We start from the raw sequence: 17,638 nt of genomic DNA on the forward strand, positions 1-17,638 counted from the left end.
CGAGTTTATTTAATTAATGAAAAAACCAAATCAGTTGACGCTCAAACACCAGTTAGTGATAGTGAAAAAGATAATGATTGCGAATTCTTACAAACACCAGATGGAACAAATTGTAGTTATATTATTGATATGTTTTCAATTCAAGCATTATATAAAGGTAATTTTGAAATCATCTTTTATGCAGATAATCCATATACTAATAATGAAGAAGATTACTTAAAATTATCAGTATGGAGTTTTAGAGGTAAAACAAAAAGTACATTAAATAATTATTTACGCGATATGACAACTAATTATAAAACTAGTTTCTTATTACCACATGACTATGAAATACCAACATTTAATTACCCAGAATATGTCTTGCCACCAGTACCATATAACTATAAACCTTATACAAAAGATATCTGAGATGCTAAAACAGGACAAGCATTAAAAACTAAAATTACAGCACCACCACAATGTAAACACTCAAATAATCCTAAAAGTTTTATTAATTTATTTGATAATACAACAGAATATAAAGGATATTATGAAATAGAAATTGATTTAAGACAAATTGACCCAACAATTCAAAGTATAAGTAAATTTCAAGATTCTTATAAAACAATTGAAATAAGTAATCTTGACAATTTACAAGTTAGTTGTATTGAACCTGATATAAAACATTTTATTCGTGATAGAAATGTTAATATTTTAGGAGGTTATTCTACTTGTGAATATAATTTTGGACCACTATCTGATGCAACTTTACACAAAAAGGGATTGCCACAAAAAGATAATGTTAATTTTGAAAGTACAAAAACTTTGTATACAGAGAATATAAAAGTAAATGATACTGAAACAATATATGTGACTGCATATACTAATGGATTATCTAGTGGAAATTATCAAAGTGAATATACTATTTCATGAAGAAACTGAGATATTAACTTTTTACTTCAAATAACAAAATTATCTGATAATGATAATAATAAAATTACAGAAACATATTTACAAGCATATTATACAAATGATATGAAATTAAAAATTAGATTTTCAAAAGTATTACTTGCTAAATTATTAGGATATTGTTTAACAAATAATACTTCATTAGGTAATGATAAAGATATAACAATAGATGTAAATGCCTTAGGTGTTTTAAATATGATAAATAATAGTAATAATCCTGTTAAAATTACATTTACACCAAGATAAAAGAAAAAGAGATTTAATATCTCTTTTTTATTCTCCTTTAACTTTCACATTACCATCATTATCAATAACTAATTTTGGTTCTGTTGTAGTTAAATTTCAACGATAAACAGATTTAAAATGAGTTCCTTTGTCTATTCTTCAAGGTCAGTTTGTCATTTTAGATGGCTCATAATTAAACAAATCAACTTCATAATTTAAACTATAACGATATAAACCAATTTCACATCCTTCTTCTTCTTTTAAGTTTTTTTTGCCACGTTCATTTATTTTTTCATTATTTAAAAAATTTGTTATATATCATTGTGTTTTACCTTTTCAAACCACATAATATCATTTGTTATCAACTTTATTAAATGGTTTTTCTTGTGGTGCTATTCATTCTAAATTATCTCTAATTTCTTGGTTGTTTGTTTTAATTTTGTTTTCTTGTTTTATTTTTGCTAATTCTTCAGGTGTATATTTTTGTGTTGTATTACAAGCAACTAAACTTGTTGTACTTGTTCCAATTAAAGTGATTGTTCCTAAAAGGCTTAATATTTTTTTCATTTGATTATTTCCTATTTTATTATCAATTAAGTGAATCTATTGAAACAGTATAGTTAACATTTACATTATTAGTATAAACATTTTCATCAGCGGAAATGATTTTTGCGCTACTGTTACTAATATTCTCAACGTTGATTTTTGTAATATCTAAGTCGGTATACATTTCTTTTAGTTTATTTTTAATTTGTTCTTTTGTTGGATTAGATAAATTTTCAGTTTTAAATTCACCTAAATTATTATTATTAATAATTTTATTTAAATTAATATTAGATGTAAAATTAACAACTACTTCACCACTTAAAATATCTTTTCTATTAAAACTTATTTTTGCATATGTAGAAGTTATATTTTTAACTTCAAAATCATTTATATTATTTTTTAAATCTGTATTTTTTTCTTTTAATTTATCTTTAATTTGTTGTTCTGTTGGTAAATTTAAACCACTAGTTCTAATTGAACCTAATTCAATGTTTCTAATAATTGATTTTACTGGTCTACTATATTTAATATTTAATTCACCATTATAAATATTTATATCATTTGAACTAACTTTAGCATTACTTGTTGTAATACTTGTAACATTAATTTTTGTTGTGTCTAATTGTGGGTTTAATTCTAATAATCTAAACTTAATTTGTTCTTCATAACTATTAACTAATTTTGAAAAATCTATTTCTCCTAAATTATGGTTTGCAATAACATTGTTTAAAGGTATAGATTTATCAACTATAAAAGTAAGTGTTGTTTCTCCAGAAAATCCATCTATAGTAATATTTACATAATTACTAGTAATATTTTTGACTTTAATTTGTTCAGCCGCTATGTGTGGATATTTATTAATTAATTTATCTTTGATTTGTTGTTCTGTTGGAATGTCAGCTCCATTAGTTTTAAAAATAGGACTTTGTGTTTGTCTTTTTACTCTTATAGTTTGTTCTTTTTGATAAGGACTAGCGGCAATTGTTGTTGGTACAGCACTTCCACTAATTGTTAATAAGCTTAATAAACTTAGTAATTTTTTCATACTTGTATTTCTCCTTCTTATCAATTTCTATTGGCATTATATATATATATATATATATATACAAGCAAAATTATGAATTATTTTAAAAATTTTATCTTGAAAAATAGTTCTTATTACACGTTTTAAGGTTTAAATTAGCAACAAAATACATTAAGTTTAGTATTTGTTTATAAAAAGTATTGTATTTATAAACTATGGGTGTATAATTAAATTATGAGTTTAATCTTTTTCCATAAAAAAGGGTTTATGCTGACTTGTTAATCGAACAAGGATAAAAAAAGAGGAGTTTATAAAATGGCGCTTACAAAAGAACAATTAATAGAACAAGGTTTAAGTGAAGAAATTGCAGAAAATATCTTAAATCAGTTTAATAATGAAGCCAAACAAATTAGAGAAAGTGTGCAAAAACGCGAAGATGTTATATCAAAAGAAGACTTTATTAAATTATCTAATGAATTAGATGAATTAAAAGCCTTTAAATATGTTCCAACTACTAAAATTGAAGATATTAAAACTAACTTAGATAAAGTTAGTGGTAATTCTTTAACTGAAAAAATGCAAACTTTAAAAGAATTAAAACCTGATTTGTTTGTTGAAGAACAACCATCAGTTTCACCAACTAATTTTATTAAAGATATGATTGAAAATTCAGTTGAAAATAAAAATGATGAAATTGAAATTATTAAAGAAAAAGGAGCATATACTCCGGAAGAGATTAAAAAGATATCAGATTTCACACTTAAAAACCTTAGATAATAAGGAGTGAAAATTATGGCAACAATTAATTTGCCACAAGTACCTTTTACATTACAAGGTAATACAACAGGTCAAAAAGCCTATGTTGATATGGTTAATGCTTTATTGCGTGGACCTTTATATAATGAATATGCAAGTATTATGCAGTATGCAACAGCAACTGCCGAACAAGTTGCTTGATTACCTAATGCAGGACAAGCATTATATAATTTAACTCATCGTGTGGTATGACAAAATGATTATTCATTACCAAATGGTGGAGCAACTCAAACAATGGGATTAACAAGAATTCCAGTACCTATTGATAAAAGATTTAATTTAAAATTAATGAATGAGGCTTTTGATTTAGCATTAATAGAACAAAATATTAAAAATGGTGTTATTGCTGATGCTATTTCTAGTGTTGTACAGAATAAATTTGTTAATTTAGAATGTGAATTAATTCAGGCTATTTATGATTATTGTTTAGCAGATGGTCAATATGAAGTAATTCCATTTCGTAGTTATACAGCAGAAAATGCTGATGATGCAAATAAGGCATTCTTTACATTAAATGAAACTTTGATTGAATTAACTAATCAAATTAGTAATTTATATTTTGGATTGCCAACCGATAAAATGTTTATGGTTTTAGGACGAAGAGCATATTTAGGATTAACACCGGCTTATTTAAAAGTAATTGGTTCACAAGCTCAATTAAAAGCAATGGTTAATGGTGAATTATATGAAAATACCGCAATGGGAATTCCTGTATCAAAAAGTTTTCATTTAGAAAAAACATATACAAAAGGACAAGTTAACCGTGATAAAGGTTATAATTTTACTAATGTAAGTGGTTTAATTATTAATAAACAAGTATGAGCATATCCAATTAATATGGATACTATTCAACAAGTTTTAGATAATGATACTGCTAACCCTAAATGAATTGGTAAAGTACAATATGCAACACCAACAATTTTATATCCAAAAACATGTAAAATTATTTTAGAAAAAGAACCAACAATTGAAGAAAGAACAGCAGCTTACAATAATTTAAATAAAACATTTAGAGTACCAGTTGATTATGTAATTAATGAACCAACAACAAATAAAATTGATATTAGTAAAATTAATAAATTAGATAAACCAACTATTCATGTCACAGACCCAACAAAAGCAACAATCGAACAATTAAAACCACAATTTAAAGCTGTCGTTTTAAAAGCAGTAAAAGCGGTAGATAGTTCTTTAACTGAAAATGATTATGATTACTTTATTGAAAGTAAGGGTGAAGATTGACCAATTGATATTACAAATGATAAAGCAATTTCAGTTCAGATTGAGGGTAAAAACAACGCTACTGGTCAAACAAATCCAATTGATGTCGTAATTAAAAATACTTAATAAACAATGAACTTATTAATATTACGAATTTTAACTTTATTAGCAGAGAATTTAGGTAATAAATCAATAATAAATAAATTTGTTAATTTAATTAATAAGGTTAACAAATTTGCTTCATATTATTCTAATCCGCTACAAAAAATTACAAATAAGATTGAAGATATTTATCAGTGGTTAAATCCATTTACTTATTTAGATTTAATTAAAAAGGGTCATAAAAGAGAAATTCAACAAATATTAAGTCAATTAGAAAAAGATAATAATATTAAAAATAGAGAACAATTTAAAAAAGAAAATTATCTAAATACTAATTGACAACCTTTAAATAGTAGTTGACTTGATAGTGGTATGTTTAATATTACAAATAAATTAACTTTAACAGGTAATTTAACTATTTTAATATATACAAAAACAGCAAAACACCCGAAGTTTTATGGTCCCTATGTTTATCCTAGTGTTCCAGTTGAAATTTGAAAATTATTAAGTAATGCCGTTTCTAATGCGGGTACTTTATTTTGACGTTATTGATTAAGAAAATGATTACCTAGTCATTTAAGAAATTATATTAAAAAAAGACTGCCAAGAGGATTAAAAGAAAAATATCCCAAAGGAACTACTAAATTAACATTACCAACAGTTCAAAAATTACAACAAATTAAAAAGTTTATTAATAATTTAAAGATTGGCCATTTTAATTTTAATTTTGCTGGTGAAATTAATAATAAAAAATGGTATCGAGAACGAAAAAGTGATGTTAAAAATATTAAGAATTTATATAAATCACCAGTTAAAAATATGTTTTACAAAACTAATCAAACTATCAAAACAATTAAGAAAACAAAAACAAGAGTTAATAGTTATAAGCCAAGTAATTTAAAAAATAAATATCGTAATCAATTAAGAGGTGTTTTATATGGAAAATAATTTAAGTAATTTGTTATTTATAACAGTTGAAGATGTGAAAGAAAGTAAACTTTGACAACCTATTAATGATAGAAAGCAATCTGCTTGTAATGATAACTTAATTTATAATGCTATTTTAAAAACTAGTTTATGAATGGATAGATTATCAGGTGGGACAATTTCAGATAAAATTAATAAAAAAGATTTGTTTCCTTGAGTAAAAAAAGATAATACTGGTTTAATTGAATATGATAAATGATTAAGTTATATTCAATCGGCTTGTTTATTAGCAGTTATAAATTGATATTTACCAAAAGGAGTTAATGATTTAACTGGTAGTGCTTCATTTTCACAAGGTGGTGTAGCATATTCACAAACTAATGACCCAGAAGCAAATGAAAATATTACTCGTGATGTTAAAAATGCTTTAAAATTAGCAGGTGAAATAATTGATATTATATCTAGTAAAACGGTATCTAGACCGTATAATTATCATTTAGGAAACTATTCTCATCCATGAGAAGAAGAATATAAATATATTACTAAAAAAACATTTTATCCAACATTATTATTTTGATTAAAAGAGCGATTGCAAACAGATGGTTCAATAAATATTACTTATCCAATTATTAATGATTTTTCTAAAATTGATTATAATGAATATATTAAATTAATAGTTCCATTTGATAATAACACGATTTATTATGAAGATAATGTCTGAAAAGCAAAACAAAGTGGTGATATTCCATCATATGGTATTAAAGATAGTGATTTAAATAAAGCTTATATTGATAAGCAAGATGATAAATATATTGTAAAAACATCACAAGATATTATTCTTAAACAAGATAAATTAGTAAGTGGGGAAAATATTAAAACTATTAATGGTAATTCATTATTAGGTAATGGTGATATTTCTATTAGTGTTGGTAATGATTGAGAATTTGTAGATACTAGTGATTTTAAACCAGCAACTGAATATCAAATTAAAGATTTTGATAGTTCTAAATTTAAATATAAAATATGATGTCAATTTTCAATTTTACCATATATGTTTGTAGAAACTTTTAAAGATTTTGATATTGGTTGTGGAATTGTTTGGTATATTGACACAAATGGTCTTATTAGTTCTTATGATAATGTAAATATAGTTAATTTAAAAATTGAAAGAAAATTGGTGAGTTAATTATGAAGCAAGATAAAACAACTTGATTAAAGGGGGCGTTACCTTGAAATTGATTTAAAAAAGACCCTATTCCAACTTATAATTGAACTCATAAAGATATTAGAGAATGAGAAAGAAAATATAAAATTCGTAGTTGAGTAGTTAGTTTTTATACATTGATATTTTTAGCATTAAATTGTTGGTTAGAATATGGAATGATTAATGCAATTAAAGATGATATTAATTGATATAATTATGGTCAATATTGAGGTAATGGCATTGCTATTTTATTAACACCTTTATTTACGTATGGAATTCAGGGCATATTTGTTGCTAGTAGTAAACCAAAAGTAGATATGAAAATTGATATACCAAGATTAAAAATATCTAAAATGGGATTAGTATTTACAATATTACCTTTAATTACTTTAATAATTTCTTTAATTATCATTTGAATTGATAAATCAAAATGAAAAAAAGACCATTTAAGACATTGTTTAGATTGTCGGATTAATCCGCGTGTTATTCAACCAAGATTAGCAAAACAATGAAATAATTTAGATGGCATAACAGAAGAAATATTTAAAAATATACAAAATGAAAATATTAAAAAACAAAAACAAGAAGAAAATAACAAAGAATTAAATTTAAAATAGACTATATATAGGGGCGGTTGATATTTTTGGGTGGTTATATAGTTTAATTTATAAATTATTTTGTTCTGAAAGGATAGATGGCCACTGTTTGAGTAAGAATAAGAAAGGAATTAAATAAAATGAATGAAACATTAATGATTGCTTTACTTGTGTTAGCGGGTGCGGGTGGAATGGGTAGTCTTGGTATTCTAGGATTATCTGCTAAAAAAATTAAAAAATATAAAGCAGAAATCAGAGAATTAAGAACTGCTGTTATTGCCCACGAAAAACATTTACGAGGACCTGATTATGCAACAGAATTAGCATTAAAAACAGGTCAAATTAAAAATGTTAAAAAACAAGTTAAAGTTAATGATAAAAAACAAGCACAAAAAGATGCCATTAGACAATTAACAAATAATATTTAAAAAAATAACCTTAATTGGTTATTTTTTATTTTTCTTTATTGTGTGTTATATAAAAGTTTATAAGATATTCAATTCGTTGCGAATAAGTATTAAAATTTAATTCATTTCAAACTTGTTCTTCATTTTCATTTAAGTAAACATTTATATTCCGAATTTTACAAGAATAATATTTTCCTGTTTTTTGATTATATGAATGTTTCATAAATTAACTTTCATAATTAGCAATAATAATTGCATCTCGTAAATGATTACTTATTTTTTCATTATTATATTTTCAACTTTTACCATATTGATAAGTTAAATTAACATCTTTTTCATATTTTCATATATAACCATCATTATATTTACTTAAATTTTCCATATTTTTAACAACTGATTTTGTATGTTTTGGTGAAATAGTAGCAATATATCCTTGCGTTTCTAATGAACCTAATAATTTCAATAAATCATCTCTATCTTTTGAGCCATTGGCATTTGTATATAAACAATTTTCTATAAAAATTAAATATTCTAGTTTATGATTATTTGATAATATTTTCCCAAATAGTTTTTCATTTTTCAAATAATTTATAATAAATTCATAATGTTCTTTTCAGCCTTTATTTGTAAATTCTTGTTTATCTATTAATTTATTATTTTTATAAACAACAATAGCCGTAGTACCAGTTCCTGATGGGTCAATACCTATTTTTATCAATTGGCTCATTCTTCATCATTGTTATTATTAACTACTGGTACTACATTTGATATATCTTCTTCTTTAACTACATTATCGTTTATGTACACTATTTCATCATTAGGTGGGGTATTATAATTTAAATTTATATTATTTGATAAAGTTTCATCGTTAATATGCCCATTATTTTGGATGAAAGTAGCATCATTATCAATATAAATCTTTTCATCATTAGTTGTAATAACTGCTTGATCTGATTTATATGCTTGTTGTAATTCAACTGACATAATACCTCATTTTCTTAATAATGATGTTAATACTGTTTTAAGGGCCATTTCATCAAAACTAGCAATATAAAATGATTTATTTTTAGCATAAGTTTTAGAATATTTCATAAAATGATTTTCCATTTGCTCTTTTGTCATATATAAAGTTTTTTCAAAACCATTAACCATTTTAAAATATGCTACATAACCTATAATTGATAATTTTTCTCGTTCATCTTCATTTTGATTTCAATTAAAAGCAGTACCTTTTAAACGATCATAATTTATTAATTCATTTGCTCTAACATCTGATACTGACATATCTAAATATTGGCCACTTCTTTGGGCTAATTGAATATAACCTTTATAACCCATTTGAAATTGGGCTTGATTAATTCATTCTTGGATTTCACGACCATTAATAATTCTTGTTATTTTTGTATTATATGGTACTACATAAGCATAACCGAATTGTTTTTCCATTGGTAAATTTAATAAAACACCTTGATAACAAGCAGTCATAATTGTTTTTGGATCTGCTTTTTGTAATAATTCATTACTATTTGATATTGCAATTATATTACTTTTAAATCTTGCAATTTCATTTTCATTAGAAAATTTACTTTTTATTCAATCAGTTACCTTATCTGTTCTTAAAAATTCTACAATATTTGTCATGTTATTTTTCTCCTTTATTTATTTTAAAATTAATACCTTTAACCCCAATTAAATTAATATCTTTATTACTATCTCATTGATCTTTAATTTCATTTTTAACAATTTGTTCATCAACAGTTAAATAATTTTTAATAAGATTAATAAGTTCTAATTTATCAGCATTTTGTAAAAAATCATCATTAATACCAATAACCTCAATATCTTTAATTAATAATTTTTCTTTCCGAAAATTACTAGTAATAATTTTTAATTCTTGTTCTTGTTTTGCTATACTTTTAATTTCTAAAAATTGCTCTTTTTTATGAGTTTCAATAATTTTATTTTGTTTTTGAAATTGAATATTAATGACACTATTTTTTAAAGAATCATGATTATTCTTAATATTATTTTCTAAATTTAAAATATCTTTTCTAATAAAATTTAATTCATCTTTAAAAGATTTTATTATTTCTAATGGTTCTCTAAAAATATAATCAATTTTTGAAACTACTAATTTTAAATCTTTTAGTGATTGTGATTTATATTCTCCATTTATTAATCAAGCTTGTTGTCGATATATAAATTCTGCTAATTCTTGTCCATTTTCATCAATTCACTTTTTAATTGTTAATGCTTTTAAGCTTAATTCTTTAAAATTATTTCCTTTTAAATAAAACGGATAAGTAATATTTTTAACTTCATTATTTAATTTTAAATCTTCCATAATTAAATTTCCTCTAATTCCATTTCATTAATTAAATTATCAATATATTCATAAGCACTTTCTTCTGAATAACATTCATCTAATGCTAAATTAAATAAATCTTCTTCTGTATAAACATAACCATTTTCATCTTTTCACATAATTATTTATCTCCTTGTCATTTAATATTGCTATCTTCTAAATCAATAATAGTTGTTAATCAATGATTTTCATTTTCAACATTAGCAGTAATCCTCGCTTCTTCTAATGTATAAAAAAAATCTGTTTTAAAAATAGTTGTTTTATCAAACAAATTATTATATTTCATTATTAATACGTATCTTTTATTCATAATTTAATTCCTCCTAATTTTGTTTCCCCAATGCTCAATGTTCATCAGTCATATCTTAAAATGATACTGAATAACTTTTAAACATTAATTCTTGTAATTTGTTTTCTTGATTGCATTTTGAGCAATATCCTCAATATTTTTGTTTAAGACAAATTTTATTTAAATTTTTCATATTTACCTCCTAAATTATTTTTCCTATTTTTTAACTCGCTGGCACTCACTACCAAGTGAAAGTGCCAAAGCGAGAATTAGTTATATAAGTATTGTATTTATCTATTTTATTTACTACGCCATCCGCTTCGCTGTGGGTGAGCGGTGGCGGTATGTTGTTAGTTAAATAATCGACAGTTGTTTTTTGTTTTTGTAGCCAGAGAGTTTTCTCTCTCTTCACCCGCACCATTTCAGGTCAAAGCGTTCAGTTTTTAAAATAAATCTACTTGCACCTTGAAGAGCCTAATGCTGACTTTGTGGTTTTTAAACCGCTGTCACTTCTAAGAAGTAATATCTATCGCAAATTTATTTATAAAGTGACCATCTCTTTTGTTTATTGTGGTTCGATGTTGACCGCGCACTTATCACCACTATCGCTTGTTAAAGCGTCTATTATTTCCGGACTGATTACCGCTGTGCTAGACCGCCTCCTGTGGAATAAAAACACTTAGTTATTTAAAATAACCGTTCCACTCTGCATTAAGTTGTTTTATAAAATCAAAGTTTTAAAAAACCAGTTTTATAATCAAAGATAATTTTTGAATTTTCTAAACGTTTATAAAACCACTCTTGGTTTTTATCTTTTGTATGATTTAATAAATTTTATGTTTTTCACAAGTTCATAAAACTTTATTTGATAAAAATTCTTGGTAATGAATGATATTGATTTATAGCAATTATCAATATCACAATTTGTTTTTGTTTATTAATTTCATTACTATTCCTTCTTTGTATTATTTTTTTATTTATTAGCAAAATTAATTAATTGAAACAGAGAAAAGACAACACCTTAAATTAGGAGAAAAAACAGGTACACTTTGTAAAGATTTCTAAGATATTTAAAAATGTGTAATACAACTTTAAAAAGTTATAAAAGTTGTGATAAAAAGTTTCTATTTTAAGAACTTAAGATGCTGTCCTTTCTCTGAATTAATTAATAATTATGGGTTTACAAATAAAAAACAACCCTTTAATAAAGTTGTTTTAGCGCGTTTCGTTTTACAGTTTACAATTTGTAAATTGTAAATGCAAGTGCGCTTTTCCAAAAGCTCTTATTGATTAGATAATAACACCATTAAAAAATAATGCAACTCTTTTTGTGTTATTTTTTTAATTTTTTTATTTTAGCACAACGAAAAATAATTTATTAAGTTTTTCAAATAAATTTACTTAGTAACTAATGCTAAAAAATTAAATGCTTTTTTAGAAGATATTCAGTTCAATGAGGTCTAGTTTTTCATTAATTGTTTTCATAATTCAATTTAACTTTTTAGTATCAACTAAATTAAAATCAGTTCCTGTGGTAACCAATGTCTAATATCACGATTCATTCTTTCAACTTTTGGTTTTTGAGTTGGAGTTCCAGATCGCAAAATATACATTCGCATTAGTAATTTTTTCAATTTCTTTTCATTTACTAAATTCTTTACCTTGATCAGTTATAATACCTTTAATACATTTTTTAAATAATCTATTCTTAAAGATACTTCTAATAGTTTTAACAATTCTTCTGCAGTTTGTTCTTTTAATTTTTCAGCAATAGTAAAATTTGTTAATTCTTCTTAAAAGTAAGAACAACTGATTTATGATCAGCACCAACAATACAATCCATTTGAAATCAACCAAATTCATATCTATCATGCTTTGATTCTTCAATATTCTGTAATTTGATAATTTACCACGATTATCAGTACTATTTTTCGTTTTTCGTTTCTTTCCTTTAAAATAAAGATATTTTTTATCCATATTAAATAATCCTAAATAAATATATTTATAAAGTGTTTTAAAACACATCGGAAACTTTTCATTAAATTCTTGTTCATATAATTTGCAAATTGTTTCTGGAGTATTATGTAAAGTATTAAAATTTTTATTTAATCACTTAATCTGTTTAACTGTTAAAGTAATATGTTTTTTAGAATTTTTTCTATTTTTAAGATATTGTTTTTGTGATTTTAAAGGATCATATTCCTTAAACTTTTTAAGTTCACGCCGAATTGTTTCTTATCTCTTCCCATAAAACGTGCTATCTTTGAATAATTAATCTTACCATTTTTCTTTTTATATAATTCTGATATAGATAAATCCTTTAATATAATTTTTTCATTAATACTTAAATGTTTAAATTTTCTATATCAAAATCTTTCTAAATAGTTTTATCATAAAAAAATAAAATTTTAAAAATTTATTTGACATTTTTGTAATAAATGTTATATTTAATTATATTTATAAAATGTTATCACATTATCATTTTTCCCTCTTCTTGTTTAAACATTAACAAAAATAATAAAAATGAAAAAAGATATTATTTTTATTTATATGTTATAATAAGTGTTAATTATTAAAATTAATTTAACTAAAAGTAAGATTTACTTTTTTATTTTTGTAATATAGATTAAAAAAAAGAACCTGTAAGTTCTTTGTACATTTTTTTCATACTTATATTTTAATATGAAAAAGGAGTAAAAATGAAAGAATTTAATCCAAAAACAGCAAGTTTACGACATTTACGTAAAATAGAGCAATTTTGACGAAGATAAATCACTAATAACCATATACTTTGAATGATTTAACCAATAAATTCAATCTTTCTGCAAGTGAAGATATGATACTTATGCGAGCGAAAAGATAGTTCCTTTGCTTGAAAAACAAGTTGATAGAATTGAAAGTGAAATAATTAATATATGATTAAATCGCCTGATGGTGCTAAATTATATTGACAACGAGCATTTAATTATAAATATTCACTGCAAGAAAAACAGTTAGAACAAGAATTAAACTTAAATAATCAACAGCCAATAATTGTTAATTTACAAACTGATATTAGAGATATTAAAAAAGAAAGTGATAATAATGCTTAATCATTTTACTTATTTGTTAGAAACACCTTATTGGTTATTACAAAATAGTAATGTTGGTGATAAATATCCCTTTGCAAAGAAATATGAGTTAGTTAATGAAATTAATCAAATTGGAACACGATATAGTGGTAAGACTATTTCAAATATTAAAATGTTTGGTGAATTATTAAAAATTAGTTTATTGATTAAAGAACCAATTTGTATCATTGCTAGTATGTATTGGAGTAAAGATTTAAAAGATAGTGTATTTCAAAATATATGAAATATGTTAGATGAAAATAATATTTCTTATACTATTAATTTATCTAATTTTACTTTTACTTTATCAAATGGGAGCAAAATATATTGTAAAGGTTTACATTCACCAAGTCGAAAAGAAAAATTAAAAGCTTTTGCTGATTTAAATAAATATAAATTAGTTATTGATTGAAGAGAAGAATGTGACCAATTTCAACAAAAAGATTTAAGTGATTTAGAGTTTGCTATTCGTGGTTATCAAAATAAAATAACAATTAATACATGTAATCCTGAAGCTTAAAAAGATATATTGTTGGTTATTGTAATGAATTAATGCCTTTTAATGAAGAAATAATGCGTAGTAAATATGAACAAATTAATATATTGAAAAATGAAATATGAAGATTATTATTCATTATTCTAGTTGAAGACTTAATTACGAATTACCACAAGATAAAGTTAATGAACAATTAAGATTAGAACAATTAGATATTGAAAGAGCAAGAGTATGAAGTTGAGGATTGCCGGAATACTAGTGGTTCAATCTTTGCAAGATATATTGATATTATGCAAGCAACAGATATTATTCAACCAACGAAATTATTAGGTGGTGTTGACTTAGCAAACTCTACTAGTCCCAAAGGACATACAACAGCATCGAGCTTTTGAATATATAATTCATTTGATAAAAAAGCCTATAAAGTTGCTGAATATACACACTCAAATGCTACGCAACAATTTAAAGGACCATTAGAACAAGTAAAAGATATTTTAGAGTTTTACAACAATCAATTAAACCAATATTTTAATTTAATACAACAAGGAATATCAATTAATGTTGATGATAGTGCTTATGCAACATTAGAAAGTTTAAATAGAGAAAAATATAATTATACTTTTGGTCAATACATGAATTTTAAACCAGCACAAAAGCAGAAGTTTAAAATAAAACATCGTGTAGAAGCATTTACAATGTTAATAAATACTAATCAATTAAAATGATTATGAGAAAAATGTCCTGTAAGTAAAACCCAATATGAATTAATTCAATGAGAAGATAAACCCGATGTAGAGAAGAACGAATGTTAGATTTATATGATGATACATTTGATAGTGATTTTTATGCTTTACACTTTGAATTAATACCAATGGTTAAACATAATAGTTCATCGATTATAAATTATGACAACAAAGGGAGTGATTAACTTAATGAAAAAAGATATTTATGTAATACATGATGAACGTGTAATAAATGCAAAAAGACCTTATATGTCTGTTTGTGGACAAGTTAAAAAAAGACTTTGTCAAGAATTAAAAAAAGATAATATAGCAATATGTAAATTAAATTTATATAACGAATATATTAAGAAATATCAAAAATTAAAGTATGTGTACAAGTTTTATCAAATGAACCAAATTTATTAACAGTAAATATTATTAATTATGCACTTATTTTAAAATTAAAGGAGCAAAATAACAATGAATAATACTTTCCCTAGTTTACCAAACTTAAATGATATTAATAGTGTTTTAAAATTTTATAATTATGATTGAACTATTAATTTAGCAAATATTATTGCTCGCCATCAAATGCGACTAGTAAATGGTAAAGATATTTTATTTAAGTCTCATCGTAAAGACATTTTAGAAAAATTAAATTGATGATATGAAACTTATAAAATAAAAGAAAAATTAGATAAAAATGAATTAACAGCCAGTTTAATGGGTAAAACTATCTTTGGTTTATTAGAAACTAGTGATGGCAATATTGATTTATGAATTAACCCATTTAACTTTACTTCAAGAGTAAGCAAAATAAATGAAATTGAACAAGGTGCTGATATTTGATTAAATTATCATCAATCAGATAGTGGTTTTATTTTAAATTTAATTTGTACCAAAGATAAAATAATTATTAAAGGTTGACCAAAAAATAATGAAGTAGTTGTTGGGCAAAGTAAAACACAAATTAAAGATGATGTTAGACCTGTTTTAGTACAAGAATTTAAAAACAAATTAGGTATTGTCCCTTTTTGAGAAATGATTAATGAACCTAATCCATTATTTTTATCAACTTCAACAACATTAAACCCATGGCCTACTATGGCAAATTGTTATAAATTACAATTTGATTTAGAAGATAGTTTTAATATTAAATCAAAAGAAAGATGAGCAAATCGTACTCATTGATATGGGGTATTAGATGATGATTTAATGACTGCTTATAACAAAGGCAATAAAAAAGTATTACAAGATGCTTTTGATGATATTTTTATTCAATCAGGTCAATCAGCAGTAGATGGTCAATTATCACAATCTTTACAAGTAGTACAAGGTACACCAACCTTAGAAACATATACCGAAGACGAAAAATCAATTATTGAACAAGTATATTTAGCATGTCATTTTTCTAGTCCTTTTGGTGATAAATCAGATAATGACCAAAATAAAACACAATCTTTATTAACTAAAACCAAAGATTTAGAAAAACAAGCATATTTACAAGCATATCGTAAACAATATTATACAAAGATGTTTGATACTGTTTTAAAATATTATGGTTTATGAGATGGTGTTGGTGAACGACCTTATGGTTTTGATTTTGTTAGTGCTAGTTTAGTTGACCAAATGCGACAAAATGAATTAATTACTGCTAGATTAGATAATGGCACAATGGAACCAATAAGAGCAATTACTGAATATGATAATATTGATGAATTAGAAGCAAACAAATATTTTGAAAAAATAGAAAAATGACAAGATAAAATGCAAACCAAAGAAATTGAACATAATAATAAATTACTAGAATATGATGAAACTGGTAATAATCAAAATGCCTTACAAGGTAGAACAGAAATTAAGGAGAATTAACAAATGAGTAGAATTAATCCCGGAGTTATCGAAGAATTAAGAAGACAAGCCCACGATACTTTAATAGATATCAGAGAAAACATAAAAGACAATCGTCATTGAATGGTATTTCCTTTTAATGTTTATAGTTCATATATCCCTGATACTGAAACAGGATGAAAACCTAATAATGCAAAACCAAGTGATTATGGTAGTTATTCACGCATATTTGATAATATGGAAAGTACTATTGCTCAATGACAAAATAGTTTAAAAATAGTACAAAAATATAAAGGTGAAGAAATTAATATATTAACGATTGATGATTTTAATAAACAGCCAATTAATTCAACTATATGAGCCAATAATGAAACACCTTTTGCTATAAAATTAAAAGATGAAAATAATAATGTTTATTGAAAATTAATTGATGGTGAAAATATTTATGATATTAATAGAATGCTAGAATACTTAAAGCAATATAAATTAAGTTATTTTATGAATAATGATAATAAAGCAGATAATTTTTATACTAAAGAAGTTAAGGTTGGGAAATATTGAGATGCTTATATGATTGATGATAGAAGTTCAATTCAATTTGGTGAAGCTAAATTTGAACAAGTATTTACTCAACAATCAACTGAAAGACAATATACTTTATTAATTTTAGATGAAGATGTCAATAAATTAAATATTAATGATTATTATAATTTTTATACTGTATTTAATGACCGTGGTTTAAATATTGGTGGGGGTAATATTAATTCTGCACCACAAGATAGACAATGA

Annotated in this window: 22 protein-coding genes and 1 pseudogene; 15 read left to right on the forward strand and 8 right to left on the reverse strand. The window is 24.1% G+C overall.

The features are described from left to right. On the forward strand, nucleotides 1–1,194 hold a 1,194-nt coding region (locus MSROBK_RS07280), incomplete at its 5' end, for a hypothetical protein (RefSeq protein WP_159373229.1). 27 nt (nucleotides 1,195–1,221) lie between these two features. Here MSROBK_RS07280 and MSROBK_RS07285 read toward each other — a convergent pair. After that, complete coding sequence (locus tag MSROBK_RS07285; protein ID WP_105628931.1) at nucleotides 1,222–1,740, reverse strand: lipoprotein; 519 nt, start codon at nucleotides 1,738–1,740, stop codon at nucleotides 1,222–1,224. Between the two features lie 19 nt (nucleotides 1,741–1,759). After that, nucleotides 1,760–2,764 (reverse strand): hypothetical protein, encoded by a 1,005-nt coding sequence (locus MSROBK_RS07290; protein ID WP_105628930.1) that lies wholly within the window; start codon nucleotides 2,762–2,764, stop codon nucleotides 1,760–1,762. Nucleotides 2,765–3,058: 294 nt separating this feature from the next. On the opposite strand from MSROBK_RS07290, the gene MSROBK_RS07295 reads away from it, so the two are divergent. The 6 genes from MSROBK_RS07295 (at nucleotide 3,059) to MSROBK_RS07320 (ending at nucleotide 8,037) form a co-directional block, all read left to right on the forward strand. After that, nucleotides 3,059–3,520 carry a hypothetical protein gene (locus MSROBK_RS07295; protein ID WP_040092582.1) on the forward strand — a complete coding sequence of 154 codons (462 nt, stop codon included), beginning with the start codon at nucleotides 3,059–3,061 and terminating at the stop codon, nucleotides 3,518–3,520. 15 nt (nucleotides 3,521–3,535) lie between these two features. Next, nucleotides 3,536–4,906, forward strand: coding sequence for a hypothetical protein (locus MSROBK_RS07300; RefSeq protein WP_040092584.1), 1,371 nt, complete (start codon nucleotides 3,536–3,538; stop codon nucleotides 4,904–4,906). 6 nt (nucleotides 4,907–4,912) lie between these two features. After that, the gene (locus tag MSROBK_RS07305; RefSeq protein WP_040093811.1) at nucleotides 4,913–5,830 is read left to right on the forward strand and encodes a hypothetical protein; all 918 of its coding nucleotides are present in this window, start codon (nucleotides 4,913–4,915) and stop codon (nucleotides 5,828–5,830) included. Next, nucleotides 5,820–6,995: a hypothetical protein gene (locus MSROBK_RS07310; protein ID WP_105628885.1), complete on the forward strand. Its 1,176-nt coding sequence runs from the start codon at nucleotides 5,820–5,822 to the stop codon at nucleotides 6,993–6,995. The genes MSROBK_RS07305 and MSROBK_RS07310 overlap by 11 nt, the downstream gene beginning before the upstream one ends. A 2-nt stretch (nucleotides 6,996–6,997) precedes the next feature. Continuing rightward, nucleotides 6,998–7,630 carry a hypothetical protein gene (locus tag MSROBK_RS07315; protein WP_040093812.1) on the forward strand — a complete coding sequence of 211 codons (633 nt, stop codon included), beginning with the start codon at nucleotides 6,998–7,000 and terminating at the stop codon, nucleotides 7,628–7,630. 77 nt (nucleotides 7,631–7,707) lie between these two features. After that, the gene (locus tag MSROBK_RS07320; RefSeq protein ID WP_133165051.1) at nucleotides 7,708–8,037 is read left to right on the forward strand and encodes a hypothetical protein; all 330 of its coding nucleotides are present in this window, start codon (nucleotides 7,708–7,710) and stop codon (nucleotides 8,035–8,037) included. Nucleotides 8,038–8,242: 205 nt separating this feature from the next. Here MSROBK_RS07320 and MSROBK_RS07325 read toward each other — a convergent pair whose 3' ends face one another. The 6 genes and pseudogenes from MSROBK_RS07325 to MSROBK_RS13965 form a co-directional block, all read right to left on the reverse strand. After that, nucleotides 8,243–8,743 (reverse strand): hypothetical protein, encoded by a 501-nt coding sequence (locus MSROBK_RS07325; RefSeq protein WP_133165035.1) that lies wholly within the window; start codon nucleotides 8,741–8,743, stop codon nucleotides 8,243–8,245. Continuing rightward, nucleotides 8,728–9,657, reverse strand: coding sequence for a recombinase RecT (locus MSROBK_RS07330; RefSeq protein ID WP_052443498.1), 930 nt, complete (start codon nucleotides 9,655–9,657; stop codon nucleotides 8,728–8,730). The genes MSROBK_RS07325 and MSROBK_RS07330 overlap by 16 nt, the downstream gene beginning before the upstream one ends. A gap of 1 nt (nucleotide 9,658) precedes the next feature. Further along, entirely contained in the window at nucleotides 9,659–10,360 is a 702-nt protein-coding gene (locus MSROBK_RS07335) for a hypothetical protein (RefSeq protein ID WP_040092600.1), read from the reverse strand. A gap of 2 nt (nucleotides 10,361–10,362) precedes the next feature. Next, complete coding sequence (locus MSROBK_RS07340) at nucleotides 10,363–10,500, reverse strand: hypothetical protein (protein WP_157944213.1); 138 nt, start codon at nucleotides 10,498–10,500, stop codon at nucleotides 10,363–10,365. 2 nt (nucleotides 10,501–10,502) lie between these two features. Then, nucleotides 10,503–10,691, reverse strand: a complete 189-nt coding sequence (locus tag MSROBK_RS07345; RefSeq protein WP_133165036.1) for a hypothetical protein — start codon at nucleotides 10,689–10,691, stop codon at nucleotides 10,503–10,505. 1,376 nt (nucleotides 10,692–12,067) lie between these two features. Beyond that, a pseudogene (locus MSROBK_RS13965) lies at nucleotides 12,068–13,051 on the reverse strand (IS30 family transposase). A 534-nt stretch (nucleotides 13,052–13,585) separates the two neighbouring features. Here MSROBK_RS13965 and MSROBK_RS07350 point away from each other — a divergent pair. From MSROBK_RS07350 to MSROBK_RS07380, 8 genes are all read left to right on the forward strand, one after another. Continuing rightward, complete coding sequence (locus MSROBK_RS07350) at nucleotides 13,586–13,762, forward strand: hypothetical protein (RefSeq protein WP_159373231.1); 177 nt, start codon at nucleotides 13,586–13,588, stop codon at nucleotides 13,760–13,762. After that, on the forward strand, nucleotides 13,755–14,300 hold the full coding sequence (locus MSROBK_RS07355) for a phage terminase large subunit (RefSeq protein ID WP_159373233.1): 546 nt from the start codon (nucleotides 13,755–13,757) through the stop codon (nucleotides 14,298–14,300). Before MSROBK_RS07350 ends, MSROBK_RS07355 begins: the two co-directional genes overlap by 8 nt. A 97-nt stretch (nucleotides 14,301–14,397) precedes the next feature. After that, nucleotides 14,398–14,535: a hypothetical protein gene (locus MSROBK_RS07360; RefSeq protein ID WP_159373235.1), complete on the forward strand. Its 138-nt coding sequence runs from the start codon at nucleotides 14,398–14,400 to the stop codon at nucleotides 14,533–14,535. Next, complete coding sequence (locus MSROBK_RS07365) at nucleotides 14,492–15,088, forward strand: PBSX family phage terminase large subunit (protein ID WP_159373236.1); 597 nt, start codon at nucleotides 14,492–14,494, stop codon at nucleotides 15,086–15,088. Before MSROBK_RS07360 ends, MSROBK_RS07365 begins: the two co-directional genes overlap by 44 nt. Further along, nucleotides 15,082–15,204: a hypothetical protein gene (locus MSROBK_RS12165; protein WP_265575293.1), complete on the forward strand. Its 123-nt coding sequence runs from the start codon at nucleotides 15,082–15,084 to the stop codon at nucleotides 15,202–15,204. Before MSROBK_RS07365 ends, MSROBK_RS12165 begins: the two co-directional genes overlap by 7 nt. Before the next feature lie 4 nt (nucleotides 15,205–15,208). Then, nucleotides 15,209–15,424, forward strand: a complete 216-nt coding sequence (locus MSROBK_RS07370; protein WP_105629209.1) for a hypothetical protein — start codon at nucleotides 15,209–15,211, stop codon at nucleotides 15,422–15,424. Between the two features lie 54 nt (nucleotides 15,425–15,478). Beyond that, nucleotides 15,479–16,870: a hypothetical protein gene (locus MSROBK_RS07375; RefSeq protein ID WP_040092835.1), complete on the forward strand. Its 1,392-nt coding sequence runs from the start codon at nucleotides 15,479–15,481 to the stop codon at nucleotides 16,868–16,870. A gap of 3 nt (nucleotides 16,871–16,873) precedes the next feature. Further along, the coding region (locus MSROBK_RS07380) for a hypothetical protein (protein ID WP_159373237.1) at nucleotides 16,874–17,638 on the forward strand (765 nt) is incomplete at its 3' end.

The sequence above is a fragment of the Spiroplasma poulsonii genome (assembly GCF_009866525.1).
In the GTDB taxonomy this organism is placed as follows: domain Bacteria; phylum Bacillota_I; class Bacilli_A; order Mycoplasmatales; family Mycoplasmataceae; genus Spiroplasma; species Spiroplasma poulsonii.